13 protein-coding genes are annotated in these 15127 nt (G+C 73.5%); 6 read left to right on the top strand and 7 right to left on the bottom strand.

The genetic code is table 11. The annotated features are described in order from the left end of the window. Positions 1 to 27: 27 nt before the first annotated feature. Entirely contained in the window at positions 28 to 1086 is a 1059-nt protein-coding gene (locus ACLJOU_RS16400) for a DUF6801 domain-containing protein (RefSeq protein WP_410568157.1), read from the bottom strand. A 78-nt stretch (positions 1087 to 1164) separates the two neighbouring features. Continuing rightward, a complete protein-coding gene (locus tag ACLJOU_RS16395; protein ID WP_410568155.1) occupies positions 1165 to 2388 on the bottom strand; it encodes a DUF6801 domain-containing protein in 1224 nt (407 codons plus the stop codon). A 338-nt stretch (positions 2389 to 2726) separates the two neighbouring features. Between ACLJOU_RS16395 and ACLJOU_RS16390 the strand changes: the two genes are divergently transcribed. Beyond that, positions 2727 to 3290 (top strand): hypothetical protein, encoded by a 564-nt coding sequence (locus ACLJOU_RS16390; protein WP_410568153.1) that lies wholly within the window; start codon positions 2727 to 2729, stop codon positions 3288 to 3290. Further along, positions 3287 to 4468, top strand: coding sequence for a lipase family protein (locus ACLJOU_RS16385; RefSeq protein WP_410568151.1), 1182 nt, complete (start codon positions 3287 to 3289; stop codon positions 4466 to 4468). The genes ACLJOU_RS16390 and ACLJOU_RS16385 overlap by 4 nt, the downstream gene beginning before the upstream one ends. A gap of 84 nt (positions 4469 to 4552) precedes the next feature. On the opposite strand, the gene ACLJOU_RS16380 is transcribed toward ACLJOU_RS16385, so the two are convergent. Then, positions 4553 to 5152 carry a hypothetical protein gene (locus ACLJOU_RS16380; protein WP_410568149.1) on the bottom strand — a complete coding sequence of 200 codons (600 nt, stop codon included), beginning with the start codon at positions 5150 to 5152 and terminating at the stop codon, positions 4553 to 4555. A 39-nt stretch (positions 5153 to 5191) separates the two neighbouring features. Between ACLJOU_RS16380 and ACLJOU_RS16375 the strand changes: the two genes are divergently transcribed. Beyond that, positions 5192 to 5722 (top strand): GtrA family protein, encoded by a 531-nt coding sequence (locus ACLJOU_RS16375; RefSeq protein WP_410568147.1) that lies wholly within the window; start codon positions 5192 to 5194, stop codon positions 5720 to 5722. Here the strand turns inward: ACLJOU_RS16375 and ACLJOU_RS16370 are convergent. After that, positions 5612 to 6277 carry a GNAT family N-acetyltransferase gene (locus ACLJOU_RS16370; protein ID WP_410568145.1) on the bottom strand — a complete coding sequence of 222 codons (666 nt, stop codon included), beginning with the start codon at positions 6275 to 6277 and terminating at the stop codon, positions 5612 to 5614. The genes ACLJOU_RS16375 and ACLJOU_RS16370 overlap by 111 nt on opposite strands. A gap of 141 nt (positions 6278 to 6418) precedes the next feature. Further along, a complete protein-coding gene (locus tag ACLJOU_RS16365; RefSeq protein ID WP_410568143.1) occupies positions 6419 to 7615 on the bottom strand; it encodes a helix-turn-helix domain-containing protein in 1197 nt (398 codons plus the stop codon). Between the two features lie 178 nt (positions 7616 to 7793). Here ACLJOU_RS16365 and ACLJOU_RS16360 point away from each other — a divergent pair, with 178 nt between their 5' ends. The 3 genes from ACLJOU_RS16360 to ACLJOU_RS16350 all read left to right on the top strand — a co-directional run bounded on the left by ACLJOU_RS16360 (position 7794) and on the right by ACLJOU_RS16350 (position 12577). Beyond that, positions 7794 to 8993, top strand: coding sequence for a helix-turn-helix domain-containing protein (locus ACLJOU_RS16360; RefSeq protein ID WP_410568141.1), 1200 nt, complete (start codon positions 7794 to 7796; stop codon positions 8991 to 8993). Positions 8994 to 9976: 983 nt separating this feature from the next. Further along, on the top strand, positions 9977 to 11359 hold the full coding sequence (locus ACLJOU_RS16355; protein WP_410568139.1) for a helix-turn-helix domain-containing protein: 1383 nt from the start codon (positions 9977 to 9979) through the stop codon (positions 11357 to 11359). Positions 11360 to 11383: 24 nt separating this feature from the next. Continuing rightward, positions 11384 to 12577, top strand: coding sequence for a PucR family transcriptional regulator (locus ACLJOU_RS16350; RefSeq protein ID WP_410568137.1), 1194 nt, complete (start codon positions 11384 to 11386; stop codon positions 12575 to 12577). Between the two features lie 222 nt (positions 12578 to 12799). Here the strand turns inward: ACLJOU_RS16350 and ACLJOU_RS16345 are convergent, their stop codons facing one another. Beyond that, positions 12800 to 13924 carry a KR domain-containing protein gene (locus ACLJOU_RS16345; RefSeq protein ID WP_410568135.1) on the bottom strand — a complete coding sequence of 375 codons (1125 nt, stop codon included), beginning with the start codon at positions 13922 to 13924 and terminating at the stop codon, positions 12800 to 12802. Further along, positions 13921 to 15117, bottom strand: a complete 1197-nt coding sequence (locus tag ACLJOU_RS16340) for an AMP-binding protein (RefSeq protein WP_410568133.1) — start codon at positions 15115 to 15117, stop codon at positions 13921 to 13923. Before ACLJOU_RS16340 ends, ACLJOU_RS16345 begins: the two co-directional genes overlap by 4 nt. Between the last annotated feature and the right edge of the window lie 10 nt (positions 15118 to 15127).

Here is a 15127-nt window from a genome sequence, read left to right as displayed (position 1 = left end):
CGTATACCCGGATCGGGTGAGCGGCAGTCAGCGCGCAGTCAACGTCAGGGCGAACGTGTTCCCCTCGCCCTGCACCAGGGAACTGAGGTACGCGGTGAACGCGCCGCAGGCGGTCAGCGGCGGGATCGTGTAGGTGCCGGTGACCGGACCGCCGGTGGCCAGGGCGAACCCGCTGCCGGTCCGCAGGTCGACCGGGATGGGGGCGCTCGCCCGGCAGCCCGCGTCGGCGACCGGCAGGCCGAAGAGCGTCACCTGCGGCAAGGCCAGCGTGAAGACCGGGTGCGCGACGAAGCCGCCGCCGTCGAGTTCGCCGGTCTGCGGGCCGTCCGGGGTGAACTGCAGGTCCGCGTGGCCGGGCACGAACCCGAACGCCTTGAAGTCGGTGCCGGTTTTGTCGAACGCCGTCGCGAACTCCGGGCCCGCCGCGAGCGACCCGGTCAGCGGCGCGGTCGCGGCGAGCGCCTTCACCGCCGTCGATCCCGCCACGGCGTACCGGTGCTGGGCCGGCGCGGTGGCGAGGTCGAAGCTCAGCAGCACGGGATCCTGCCCGGGGTCGAGCGTGCAGTCCGAGGTGAACGAGCCGAGCCCGGTGTACGAGCCGTCGGCCTTCTTCGGCGTGAGGCGGGTGCTGAAGTTCCCGATCGTCAGCGTCGTTTTACCCGCGTTCGGCAACTGCACCGGCGGAACCGAGCCCGACGCGTTCGTGGTGAACGGCCCCGACGCCGGCACCGCCGTCTTCGCCACCGTCAGCGGCAGGCTCAGCGGCAGCGTCAGCGGCCCGTTGGCCAGCGTCACCCCTGCGGACGCCGTCCCCTCGATGCTCGCCGCGCCGACCAGGGCCAGGCCGCGGGTGGACTTGTCCGGCACGGTCACCGCGACCGCGAGGTCCCCGGTCGTGAACGTGCCGCCGGGCGTGGCCGGCACTTCGAACGACGCCTTGATCTCCACGTCCAGTTTCTGCAGCCCGATCAACGGGAACGGGCAGGTGAAACTCAGCTTCTTGTCGATCGGCGTCGACGCCGCCGCGGGCGTGGCGACGGCGAGAGCGAGCACGCAGGCGGCGAGCAACGACCGGGCGATCCGCACGGGCGCCCCCCTTTCTCGAGACGTGGCACCGGCCCCCGCCGCGGCACAGTCAGCGCGCGGCGGGGGCCGGCAGATCGGTCACTTCTTGGCGAGCACCAGGTCGAGCGAGTTGCCGTCGCTCTTGGCGAAGGCGCTGATGATGTCGTTCAACGAACCGCAGTTCTGCAGCGCGGACAGCGAATAGGTGCCCGACAGCTTGCCGCCCTTGAGCAGGTCGAAGTCGGGGCCGGTGGTCATCTCGCTGGTCGACGGCGTGGTCGTGCCGCACTTCGGGTCGGTGCTGATCGGGATGCCGAACAGGTTGACCGTGGTGAGGAACGTGTCGAACTTGATGTGCGCCTTGAAGCCGGTGCCGACGAGCTCACCGGTCTGCGGGCCGTTCTGCACGACCTTGACGTCCGAGCTGCCCTGCAGGAAGCCGAACAGCTTGAAGTCGGTGTGCGTCGGGTTCAGCTGCAGGTTGCCGGTGAACTTCCTGTTGGCCAGGTCCACGTCGGCGTCGAACGAGCCGGTGATCGGCGCGGTGCTGCCGAGCGACTTCAGCGCGGTCTGCCCGGTGATGCCGAAGGAGTACTTGATGCCCCCGCCCGGCGGGGTGGTCGTGGGCGGGGTCGTCACCGGCGGGGTGGTCGTCGGCGGGGTGGTCGTCGGCGGGGTGGTGACCGGCGGGGTCGTGGTGGGCGGCGTCGTGCCGCCGCCACCGTTGATGGTGATTGTCGCGAGCGTGTTGTTCTGCCCGCTGTCCTGCGTGCAGGGCGCGTCGATCGTGCCGTCCGGCGTGATGCCGGTGACCGAGCCGTCGGCCTTGCGCGGGGTGACCTTGAGGTTGAGGTCGCCCACGGTGATCTTCGCCTGGCCGGCCTGGGTGAACGTCAGCGACGGCGTCTTGCCCGCGGCGTTGATGTTCATCTCACCGGACGCCGGGATGTTCGTCTTGTCCAGCGTGATCGGCACGCTGACCGGCAGGTTGAGGCTCGGCGCGGCGACGGTGGCGCTCGCGGTGGCCGTGCCTTCCAGCGTCGTGGCGCCGATCAGGCTCAGGCCGCTGACGGTGTCCGCGTTGATGGTGGACACGGCCTTGATGTCGAACGCGCCGGTCGGCTGCCCGGTGTTCACCGTGGTCGGCAGGTCGGTGTTGATCACCACCTTCAGCGACTGGGAACCCACCAGCGGGAAGGTGCAGTGGTAGTTCAGCGTCAGCGAAATCGGGTCGGCGGCGCTGGTCTGCGCCCCGGCGACGAGCGCGGTGGCGACGAGCCCCACCGCACCCGCGGCCGCGGCGGCCGCGACCGTCTTCTTCATGCCTCTTGGGTGACTCACGATGGTCCTTCCGTGTATCAACAGTGATACGAAACGGCGGCGCCTTTTCTCGAAAATCGCTACCGAACGGTAAGCTAACGAGCGGAACCGGCGACAATCAAGGGCTTCACGTGAAAACGTCACGCACGCCCGGCAATTTGTCACCCCGGCACGCCGGCGCAGCCGGTTTCCTAGCAGGGCGGGCAAGGTTTCCCCAGGACAGCCCCATCTTCGAACCGCTGACCCGCGTGACAAATCCGGGCGCCGGAATGTTGACGCGCGTGCCAACCCCCCATTCTCTTCTTGCTCGCGCGCGAGCGCGGCGCGTAGCTTCGAAACCCATGAAAAGAATGCACAACGCGGTGCTCGCGATGTCGGCGGCCGCGCTTCTGTCGTGCGCCGCGTGCGCTTCGGACACCCCGCCCGACCCCGGCCGCCACGCCGATCCGGCGGCGCTGGCGTGGGCCGACAAGGTGTGCACCGGCGTCGCCGCGGGCTCGGCGAAGCTCGCCCAGCCACCCGCGGTCGACGACGCCGACCCGGTGAAGACCCGGGACGCGATGGTGGGGTTCCTCGGCCGGCTCGGTTCCGCGCTCGACGACATGGCCGGCGGCATCCGCACGGCCGGCGTGCCACCCGTCCCGGATGGACAGTCCGTTGTGGACAAGGCCACCGGCAACCTCGGTGAGACGCGGAGCAGGCTGGCCGAGACGAAGACGAAGATGGAGCGGGCGACGGTGACCGACCAGGCCGGCCTGCGCCAGGTCATTTCCGAGGCCGACGCGACGATGGGCAAGCTGGCCGATCCGGAGGGGCCGATCAAGGACCTGCGGGCCAACCCGGAACTCGACCTGGCCTTCCGCGAGTCCGCGACCTGCAAGCGCGTCTACGGGACGGGCTCGTGACCGCCCGCCGCGTGCTCGCCGCGCTGGTGACCCTGGTCCTCGCCACGGCGTTCGCGCCCGCGGCCGCCGCCGCGGCGCCCGCACCGGCGGACGACTCCTTCTACGTCCCGCCGTCCCCGCTGCCCGCGGGCAAGCCGGGTGACGTGCTCCGGTGGCGGCCGTCTTCCGCGGGGCCGCGCAAGGCGTCGGTCGACGCGTGGCAGGTGATGTACCTGTCGACGAACGCGCTCGGGCAGCCCGACGCGGTCACCGGCACGGTGCTGGTGCCGAAGACCGCCGACCGCGCTACGGCCCCGATCGTCGCGTTCGCACCGGGCACGCACGGCCCGGCGTTCACCTGCACGCCGTCGGCGATGCTCGGCATCGGCGCGTTCTACGAGCAGCCGGGCCTCGACGACCTGCTCGACGCGGGCTACGCCGTGGTGGTCCCGGACTACGAGGGCTACCAGCCGGCCCCGAAGACGACGTACGTGGTGGGCCGGTCCGAAGGCCCGGCAGTGATCGACGCGGTCCGCGCGGCCCAGCGGCTTCCGGCGGCCGGGTTGCCGGCGTCGGCGAAGGTCGTGTTCCGCGGGTATTCGCAGGGTGGCGGCGCGGCGGCGTGGGCGGGTGAGCTGCAGCCGTCGTACGCGCCGGAGCTGAACCTGGTCGGCATCGCGGCCGGCGGGGTGCCGGCGGACCTGGTCCAGGTGACGCTGCAGCTCGACGGCAAGTTCGGCTTCGGCGTGTTCGCGTACGCGCTGCTGGGCCTCGACCAGGCGTATCCCGAGCTGCGGCTGGACTCGTTCCTCAGCGACAACGGGCGGGCGAAGCTGGCCGAGATGAAGCAGAGCGCGTGCACGTTCGAGCTGCTCACGACGTACGCGAACCAGCGGATCGCGGACTACACGACGGGTCCGGGCTACATCAAGCCCGCGTGGGTGGCCCGGCTGAACGAGAACAAGCTGGGCGGCACCCCGCCGCGGGTGCCGGTGTTCCTCTACCACGCGACGGGTGACCAGCTGGTGCAGTTCGCCCAGGCGGACAGCCTGCACAAGGCGTACTGCGCGGCCGGGGTCCAGGAGACGTGGAAGACCTACGACACCGACCACATCACGCTGGTGTACACGGGGAACGCGGACGTGCTGGCCTTCGTGAAGGACCGGATCGCGGGCAAACCGGCCACGACGAACTGCTGACCCGCGGCCTCGGTGCTGCTTCCGGGCTTGTCGGGCTGTCTCGACAAACGGACCTGGGGGCGCCTCGAAGAGGCGGGGCCGCCGTCAGTGGCTGCGGCCGCCGTGGGGGCGTTGCTGCCAGGAGCTGATCACCGAACTCACGTACTCGCGCCACTGGTCCTGCGGGGATGTCGAGGTGGGCGTCGGCTCGGGGCGGGCGGGCTTGCGGCCCGCGCCGGGCGGGGCGCTCGTCGGCTCGGCCGTCGTGTGGCGGACCGAGGCCGTGAGCGGGGGCGCCGAGGCGGAGGCGCTCATCGTCTCGACCGCGTCGCTGGAGGTCGGCGGCGGCACGACCGGGGCGGGCGCCCCGGGCGGCGGCACGGCCGTCCCACCCACCTGGTGCGGCTGCAGCAGCACCACGGCGGCCAGCCCGAGCCCCACGGCCGCGCCCGCGGCGAGGACGTAGGGCTTCGCGCGGCGGGACCGGTCGGCCGGCGGGGCCTCCCGCGGGCGGGGGTCTTCGTCGCCGGCCGCCAGCTCGGCCTCGAGCACCGCCAGCGGGTCAAGGGCGGGCTCGGGTTCGGTGGCCGCCTCTTCGGCGAGCTTCGCGTCGAGCTCGCCGCGGATCATCAGCGGCTTCGTCTGCGAAGAGTTCACCAGTTCGGCGACCGTGGGGAGTTCGTCCTCACCGCCCGTGCGTGCCATCGAAAACCTCCACCCTGTCCGGCGTCACCTGGAGGAACCATGCCCGAGCCGCGAGAGCTGCTCCGCTTCGCCGTCGTCGGCCTGGCCGCGTACGGGGTCACACTACTGGGCGACTACAGCCTGAAGCTCACCGTGTGCCGGGAGAAGCCGGTGACGGCCCTCGCGATCGCCACGGTCGTCTCGACGGCGCTCGCGTACCTGCTGTCCCGCCGCTGGTCGTTCGCGGGCCGGGCCGGGCACCCCCGGCTGCGCGAGGCGGCCCTGTTCCTCGCCGTCAACGCGGGCGCGGTGGCCGTGAACCTCGTGCCGGCGCTGGTGTCCCGGTACGTGCTGCACCTGTCGGTGCCGCACGTCGGCTACCTGACGCAGGAAACCGCGGACTTCGTCGCCGGGATGCTGCTGGGCACCCTGGCCGGGACGGCGTTCCGCTGGTTCGGCTACCGGCGGTGGGTGTTCCCGTCAGCGCCACCAGGCGGCGTCGCCGAGGGTGACGAACCCGAGCTTCTCGTAGAGGGGCCGGCCGGCCCGCGAGGCGGTCAACGTGACGGGCACGTCGTCGAAGTGCCGTAGCACCGCGTGCATCAGCGCGCGCCCGATGCCCTGCGAGCGGTGCTCCGGCCGGGTCGTCACCCAGTAGGCGCCGCCGACGCCGCCGACGCCGCCGTGGGCCATGGTGAGGCACGCGCCCCGGGTGTCCTTGCGGAAGAAGGCGGTGGCCCGGCCGAGCAGCTCGGGCGGGAAGACGGTGCCGGGCCGGTAGGGCTGGTACTCCTCGAGCGGGAACGCGTGGACGACGAGGTCTTCGGCCCCGGCGAGCCCGGCGGGGGTGGTGACGCGCTCGACGCCGTCGGGCGCGGGGACCGGACCGGGCTCGCGGGCCATCACCGGCAGCAGCCCCGCGCTCATCCCGAGGGCGCCCAGGTCGAGCACCCGGAACGGATCTTCGACGACGACCGTCCGCCCTTCTTCCCGCCGCGCCCGGGCGAGCTCGGTCAGTTCCTCGACGGCGGAGTCACCGGGGGTGGCCGTGCGCAGCATGATCCGGAACCGTCGGCCGTCGATCACGGTGAAGGCGGCGTGGTCGGCCACGCCGTCCCCGCGGGCACGGGCGACGGTGGACCACATGGCGGCGGCGTTGTCGGAAGCCTACCGCAGGCGCTCGGTGAGCAATCCGGTCATGCCGGGCAGCCTAGAGCGGAAGCGGGCGCTTGCCCTGGGCCGATCGGGACGCGACGGAGCAGTCCATCCGGCCGGATCGGAACCGTGTCAGCCGCGCTCCGGCAGCGCCCGTTCCGCCAGCAGCGCCAGCTCCAGCCGCAACCGCTCCCCCGGGTCGTCCAGCTTCTCCCCGAACAGCTCGCCCAGCTTCTTGAGCCGCGCCCGGATCGTCTGCGGGTGCAGGTCGAGCAGGCGGCCGAGCTCGGGCGCGCTCCCGCGGGTCCGGACCAGCGCCAGCAACGTCTCCGCCAGCTGCTCGCGGCGGCGCCCGGGCAGCCCGGCCAACGGCTCCAGCGTCGTCGACGCCAGCCGGCCGACCAGGAACTCGTCCGCGAACAGCAGCAACGTCGTCAGGTGGTCGCGGCACCAGATCACCGGGCCCGGTACGTCCAGGAGACCGCGGGCGGCCAGGTCGGCCGCGCGGCGCGCGATCCGGAACGACTCCGGTGCCTCGGCCGGCGGGACCAGTGGCCCGACCGCCGCCGTCCAGCCCGGGGGCAGGCCCGTCAGGTCGATCAGGTCGACGTCCGGGGCCGGGGTCAGCGCCGCCGGCGGGTCGCCGGCCGGGTCCGCGGGGACGTGCTCCGGCAGCAGACCGGGCGGGAATTCCGGGGCGCCCGGCAGCGCGCGGAACGCCACCGCCGCGACGCGCTCGGGCACCGGCAGCCCGGACGCCGCGATCAGACCGTCCACTTCGGCTGGTGTGCGGCCGCCCAGCAGCGCGCGCAGCAGGCGGCGGTGCCGTTCGCCGGTGCCGGACACCGCGGCCTCCGCGGCGCTGTACCCCTCCGCGACGGCCGCCATCGACGTCTCGACGTCCGCGAACATCCCTTCGGCCGCGCCGTAGAGGACGTCAGCGGAGAGGCCCGCTTCCCGTGCTATGTCGGCGATCCACCGCCAGGTGACCCGGCTCGACACGCGCACGGCCGCCTGCACGGCTTCGCGGCTGAGGCCATTGTGGAACGCGTCGCGCCCGTGGCCGCGGAACCCGGCGAGCCGGTCGGCCTGCCACAGCGCGGGTGTTCCGACGCGGTCGACGTCCCGCTCGATCCCGCGCCGCGCCAGCTCGATCGCGGCGGCGCGGGCCGGGCCGTCGCGGAAACTCGCGGAATAATCGGGAATCTCGGCGGCGATCGCGTCGACGCAGGCCCGGGCGATCTTCGGGATCCGCGGGCGCACCGCGTCCCCGAGCTCGCGCGGCAGCCGGGACCAGACGGAACTGTCCGAGGCAGCGGAACCGCGCATGGGAATTCCGTCCTCCGCTGGGAATTGGTACCGCGAAAATACTGACACGGAGCGTAGAACGCGCACCCGTCTGTGTCAAAAGGACGTGTCGGCGTCACCCTTTCCGGGAACCGGTCGTTGATTTTTCAGTGACATCGGCGTCGGATACGCTCGGCGCACCGCACTCGAAGGGGGATTCGTGGTCGAGTACCGCAGTTTTCGCCTGCTGGCCTCGCTGCCGCGCGCGCTGGGCGCGGGCCTGCGCCCGCACGTCGGGCACGCGGCGGCCTCGATGATCCAGGAGGTGCAGCGCACGGTGCCGGCCTACGGCCAGCCGCTGAAGGGCGTGTTCGGCAAGGTCCTGGTGAAGAGCGTCGAGTTCGCGGTGCAGCACTGCATCGATTCCATGGGCGAGCCGGCGCGGTCGCACGAGCACTGGATCGAGTTCTACCGCGGCCGCGGCCGGGTCGAGTTCGCCGAAGGCCGCAACCTCGACGCCCTGCAGGACACCGCCACGACCGGGGCACGGGTGGCCTGGCGGGCAATGCACCCGGCGGTGGTCGCGGCCGGCGTCGACCCGGCCGTCATTTCGGTCGCCGCGGAAGCCATCTTCGCCTACGTCGACGAGCTGTGCGCCACCGCGATCGAGGGCTACCAGCTGGCGCAGGCCGAGGCCGAGGGCGCCGTCCCGGTCCGGCGGAGGCGCCTGCTGGAGCTGATCGCCGGAGCGCCGGAGGGCGCCGCGAGCAGCATCGCGGGCCTGGCGGGCGGCGCGGGCTGGCCGTTGCCCGAAACGGCGGCCATGGTGGCGCTCGAACGCGGTCCGGACGCGGCGGACTTCCCCGCCGACCTGCTCGGCGACGGCGTCCTGGCCGACCTCGACGGCCCCGAGCCGTACCTGCTGACCCGCGACCCGGACGCCGACCTGGCCCCGCTGGCGGCCGAGCTCGACGGCTGGCGCGCGGCGGTCTCCCCGACGGTCCCCCTGGCCGACGCCCCGGCGGCGCTGCGCACGGCCCGGCGGGCGCTGCTGCTGTCGGGGCCGGACGTCCCGGGCCCGATCATCTGGTGCCGCGACCACCTGGCGACGCTCTGGCTGCTGGCCGAGGACTTCCTGGCGGCCGAGCTGGCCCGGCAGAGCCTGGACCCGTTCGCCTCCCTGAGCGAGAAGCAGCGCGACCGGCTGAGCGAAACCCTCCTGGCCTGGCTGGAAACCCGGGGCGGCGCCCCGGAGATCGCGCACCGGCTCGGCGTCCACCCGCAGACGGTCCGCAACCGCCTGCGCCAGCTGGAGGAGCTGTTCGGCGACCGCCTCAAGGACGCCGACGACCGCCTGGGCATGCAGCTGGCGTTGCGCGCCCAACGCCTGATGCGCGCACACCGGCCCCCGGAGAACTGACCGGCCGCGGTGACCAGCCCGGATGCGCCGCTGCGCGGCTCTCGCCGGTCGGTCGAGCACGCGCACCGGCCGCCGGAGAGCCGACCGACGGTTGCGTCCTTAGGTACTCGTCACCGATTTCCCTCTGGCGGTCGGGCACACATCGGCTCCCTCACCCGAGCGCCCCAAGGCGGCCTTGGTTGCGTCTCACGCACCGAAGGCCGCCTTGAGCGCCCGGTTCCGGGCGACTCCAATCGGGACGGATCCGCAGCTCAACCGGCCCGCGCCGGGGCGCGCACCGCACCTGTTCGCGCGGGCGCCTCGAAGGCGTGCCCCGCCGCACTGAGTGCGCGGTCGAGCGCGCGCACCGGCAGCGGCAGCACCCGCCGCCACGGCCGGCGGCCCGGCCACCGGCGCGGCAGCCCCGGGCCGGGGGGAACGAAATGGAAACTCGCGCGGCAGGACATCAGCGCGCCCGGTGCGTCATTGCGACCATGCCTGCGAGCATTACCGGGTACCGGCGGAATGTCGATACGCATTCCCGGTGACGCCGGGAAACCCGCACGCGCCGCCGCATTTCCCCAATCCTTCTTGTCACGCCCGTCCGTGATTCTCCGCGGGTGGCGTTCACCGGGAAAGGGCGCACCGCCGGCCGCACGACCAGTCGCCGGCTCCCGCGGCCGGGCGGTCGTGCGCCGGACAGCCGCTTGACGACGCCGGAAAACGTGAAACACTTTCTGCACGCCTCGTCGTCACGAGGCTGACAACCCGCGGACCACCCCGCCGCGAAAGTTGTCACGCGCGCACCATTCGCCCGCGCCGGAAGTGTCACGTCCTCTCGCGGCGGTCCACCCGTTCGGGTGTAGTCCGGACGGGTTACCGCAAAGTCAGCGGAGAACCCGTTGACAGTGCCGTTCGCGCGAAATTATGTTGCCTGAGCCACAAAAACCGGATCGGCGCCTCCGCCGACGAGGCCGCTTTTGTTGCCAGCAAGGATAAAACACATGCCCGATGTGGACGCCGTGGACACCGTGGACGCCGTGGACACCGGTTTCGCCGCCCCCGCCCTGCGGGCCGGCCGGCCGAACCCCGGCGAGCGCACTTCCGGACCGGCCTACCGGCAGCAGTCCGTGTCGGCCGACCGGCCCCGGCCCGCCTACCCGCCCGCCCCGCGCACCCCGGCGGATCCCCGGCACGGCCGCGCTTCCGGCGCGATCGGGCTGTGGGCGTCCCTGCCCCGCGAGCTGGCGATCCGCTTCAAACCGCGGGTGGACCCGCTCGCCCGCGCCATCCTGCAGGAGGTGCAGCGGGCGGTGCCCGAGTACCGCCAGCCACTGGAAGGCGCGTTCGGGCACATCATCACGCAGGGTGTCCGGCAGTCGATCATCCAGTGCCTCGACAGTGTCGGCACGCCCGGAGCCGTGCCGCTCGAGACGTGGACGACCGTGTTCCGCAACCTCGGCAAGATCGAGTTCAACGAGGGCCGGAGCCTCGACTGCCTGCAGACCGCCTACCGGGTCGGCGGGCGGGTCGCGTGGCGGCACATCAGCGAGTTCGGGCAGGCCGCCGGCGTCTCCGCGGACACGCTGTGCACGAGCGCCGAGGCGATCTTCGCCTACGTCGACGAGATCTCGGCCCTCTCGATCGAGGGCTACACAGCGGCCCAGACGCGCGCCGCGGGCACCCGAGCGCGCCGCCGCCGACGGCTGCTGGAGCTGCTGCTCGCCGACCCGCCGTCCGCACCGCAGACCATCACCGCGCAGGCCGCCACGGCGCAGTGGCCGCTGCCTGCCGAGGTCACCGTCGTCGCCCTCGAACCGCGCGCCGACCAGCACAGTCTGGCGGCGCCCGACCTGCACGCCGACGTCCTCGTCGACCTCGAGGGCAGCGAGCCGTGCCTGGTGACCGGCGACCCGGGGCGGCACCTGAAGAACCTCGCCGAGCGGTTACCGGGCTGGCGTGCGGTGATCGGCCCGACCGTGCGGCTCACCGACGCGCCGCGCTCGCTGCTGTGGGCGCGCCGCACGCTGAAGCTGCTCCAGCGCGGTGTGCTGCCGGACGCGCCGGTGACGCGCTGCACCGACCACCTGTCCACGCTGTGGCTGCTCGCCGACGAGTTCCTCGTCCGCGAACTGTGCGTACGCAGCCTGCAGCCGTTCCAGGGCCTCACGCCGAAGCAGCGGGCGCGGCTCGGGGAGACGCTGCTGATCTGGCTGCAGTCCCGCGGAAGTGCCCCCGAGATCGCGAAGCGGCTGAAGGTGCACCCGCAGACCGTCCGGTACCGCATGCACCAGCTCGTCGACCTGTTCGGCGACCGGCTCGACAACGCCGACGACCGGCTCGACATGGAGATCGCCCTGCGGGCGGAGGCCCTGCTCGGTTCCTGACTCCCTTCGACGACGAGGTGAGCCATGACGGGATCGCCCGTCGAAACGGCCTTCGGGCCGATGCTGAGCGGCGACGGCCGGCCGGGACAGCTGTGGGCCATGCTCCCCCGCGAGCTGGCCGCGGTGTTCCGGCCCCGGCTGCTGGACGTCGCCGACGAGGTGCTGCGCGAAATCCAGCGGACCATCCCGGACTACGCGCGGCCGCTGGACGGCGCGTTCGGCAAGGCGCTGCGGGCCGGCGTCCAGGCGGCGATCCTGCAGTTCATCGACCGGATCGCCGCGTCGGGGCCGGTGCCGGACGAGCGGCGCAAGGTGTTCGTCGGGCTCGGCGTGCACGAGCTCGCGCAGGGCCGCAACCTCGACGTCCTGCAGGCCGCCTACCGGGTCGGCGCGCGGGTGACCTGGCGGCGGATGGCCGAGGTCGGGACGCGGGCCGGGGTGCCGTCGGCGACGCTGTGCCTGCTGGCCGAGGCGATCTTCGCCTACATCGACGAGCTGTCGGCGTTGTCGATCGAAGGCCACGCGGCAGCCCAGGCGCGGGCGGCGGGCGCGCTGGAACGGCGGCGCCGCCGGCTGCTGGACCTGCTGCTGGCGCACCCGCCGTCGCCGTCCCGGACGGTCCAGGAGGCCGCGACGGCGGCGGACTGGCCGTTGCCGCACCGGCTCGTCGCGGTGGCGCTCGACGGGCCCGCCGACGTCACCGGGCTCGGCGCGCTGGAGGACCTCGAAGACGGGGCCCCGCGGCTGCTGCTGCCGGCGCCCGAGAACCGGTGCGCGCTGACGACGGCCCTGGCCGGCCACCGGGCGGCGGTGGGGCCGCCGGTCCCGCCGCGGCAGGCGGCCCGCTCGCTGGCGACGGCCCAGGAGGCCCTGCGGCTCGTGGGCGACGTCCTGCCGGACGAGCCGCTGACGTGGTGCGAAGACCACCTCGCGACGCTGTGGCTGCGCAAGGAGCCGTTCCTCGTGACCGAGGTGTCCCGCCGCCGCCTGGCCCCGCTGACGGCGTTGACGCCCAAGCAGTACAACCGCCTGGCCCCCACGCTGCTGGCCTGGCTCGAGACGTGCGGCAACGTCCGCGAGGTCGCCGACCGCCTCGCGATCCACCCCCAGACGGTCCGCGCCCGCGCGGCCGAGCTGGAAACCCTCTTCGCGGACCACCTCCGCAACCCGGACGACCGCTTCGAGATGATCCTCGCCCTCCGCGCCACCCTCCCCTGACCCGTGTCGACCCTCTGATCACGCGTGCTGACCCTTCAATCACGCGTGATGCGCGCTCAATCACGTACGAAGCCCCTTCCCGCCCGGGAGCCGGCGCGAACCGGCGTGAACCGGTGTGCGGGAAGGGGCATCTCGTGTGATCGGGGAGGCATCACTCGTGATTGGAGGGTCATCACTCGTGATTGGGGAGTCAACACTCGTGATTGGGGGGTCGACACGGGGTCAGAGGGTGGAGAAGTAGGGGCGGGGGAGGTCGGGGAGGCGGGGTGGGCCGAGCTGGACGATCGTGGCGGGGAGGCCGCGGGAGCGGCGCCAGGCGGCGAACGCCTCCAGCCAGGCGTCCGCGGTGGCGCGGGAGGTGCCGCCGGGGGCGCCGAACAACGCCGTCGCCGAGGAGCACAGCAGCCACCACTCCGGTGGGCAGTCCGCCGTGGCCTCGTGGAGGCGGCGGGCGCCCAGGACCCGGGGTCGCCAGCCGGACGACGGGTCGTCGGCGAGCACGCCCGCCGCGTGCACCATGCCGCGCAGGGGCAGGCCGTCCGCCGTGGCCGTCGCGACCAGGCGCTCCGCGACGCCGGGCTCGGCGATGTCACCGGGGACCACCACCGCGCCGGGTTCTCCCGACTCCGGTCCACAAAGGACGACCCGGGTGGCGCCGGTCCCGGCCAGCCAGCGCGCGGCTGCCGGCCCGAGACCGCCCGTGACCACGTACGCGCCGGGTCCGGCCGGCACCGGGGCGGCGAGCGGCGCGCGGGCCAGCCGTGCCGCGTACCGGACGTCGTGCCGCCAGCGGACTTCGTCGTCCGGCGCGTCCGACCGCAGCTCGCGCACCAGGACGTCCACATCGGACCGCGCGTCGACGTCGACCAGGCTCGCCCGCAGCTGCGGGCGCTCGAGCGCGAGCACCCGCACGAGCCCGCGCAGGAACGCCAGCCCCGGCTCGCCGCCCGCCTGCGTCACCAGGTGGAACCGGACGCCGGAGCCGAGGCGCGCGACCACCGACCGCACCGCAAGCAGCAGCTCCTGCGCGGCATCGGGATCGCGGTAGGCGTACGGCGACCCGGTCAGGTAGACGACGCCGCGCACCGGCCGCTCGGCCAGGAACCCGGGCAGCTCGCCGAGGTCGTCGCGCGGCAGCGACAGCGCGTCGTCCCCCGACGCGGCCAGCGCCAGGGCCAGCGCGACGGCCCGGCCGAGCGCCGCCGGGTGCTCGTCGGTGAGCAGCAGCCACGCGCCCGGCCCGTCCGGCGCGACCGGCGGCAGCGGCACTTCGGGCCAGGTCACCTCGAACGACGAAGTGGCGAACGGGACGCCCGGCGACAGCGCCCGCTCCGCCGGCCCGGTCACCACAGCCCGTCCCCGGCGGAGGACGGCCGGACGACGACTCTGCGCAGCGTGAGCCCGTGCCGCGCCGACACCGCGTGCCGCACCGCCCGTTCGACCTCATGAATTTTAGGCGAGTCACCGCGTGGCGGGACGACGCCGTCGGCCAGCTCGAGCACGAGCACGGCCTGGTCGCCGCGGACGGCGAACGCGGCGGACGCGTGCGGCCGGATCGCCGGGTGTGCCTGCTCGGCCGTCGCTTCGAGGTCCGCCGGGCGGTACCCGGCGACGAGGTCCCGGCCGGTGACGCACAGCTCGCCCGAAGGGGTCAGGAAACCCTGGTCACCGGTCCGCAGCCACCACCGCGGTTCGTCGTCGCCGGTGATCCGGGCGCAGAAGACGCGCGCGGACTCCTCCGGCCGCCGCCAGTAGCCACGGGCGACGTTCGGCCCGCTCACCCAGATTTCGCCGGCGTCCCCCGCGGGCACCCGCCGTCCGTCACGGCCGACGATCGCGACCTCCTGCCCGGCCGGGTGGCCGCAAGGAACCAGCGCGGTCGCTTCGGCGACGACGTAACACCCCGGCAGCGCGCCGGGAGCGGACTCGTCGATCGTCACCGGCCGGCCGGTGACGATCGGCACCGCCACCCCGAGCACCAGCCCCAGCGGATCGCTCGGCGGCAGCGGGCTCACCACGGTCGACGCCGCCGGCACCTGAGCCGCCTGCCGCGCGTTGGCCACGACGTTCGCGTGCGTGACCATCACCCCGCCCGGGTACTGCAGGTACGCCACGTCCGAAGGCGCGACCGGATCTCCGGTGCAGCCGGGAGCGTCCGGGGCGGCGTCCACGGCGAGCACCCGGTGCCCGCAGGTGTCCGACGTGGCCAGGAAGTGCCGGATCGCGCGCACGGAAGCCGACGTCGCCAGCACGATCGACGGCTCGGCGTCGGCGAGCACCCGGGTCCGGCCGTCCGGTCCCAGCGGGATCGCGACCAGCCCGGCACGCAGCGCCCCGAGGAAGGCGACGACGTACTCGGGCGACGGCGGGACGAGGATCGCCGACCGCTGTCCCGGCTCGGTGACCCGGCGCAGGGCCGCGGCGGCGGCGGTGACGCGGCGGTCCAGCTGCCCCCAGGTAAGGGTGGCCGCGGGCCAGGTCAACGCCGTCTCCCCGCCCGCCGTCGCGGCGCGGTGGGCCAGCAGCTCGGAGAGGGTCATGGGTTCCTCG

The sequence above is a fragment of the Amycolatopsis sp. cmx-4-61 genome, assembly GCF_046548775.1.
In the GTDB taxonomy this organism is placed as follows: Bacteria; Actinomycetota; Actinomycetes; order Mycobacteriales; family Pseudonocardiaceae; genus Amycolatopsis.
This window is presented reverse-complemented; position numbering and strand designations above follow the sequence as displayed.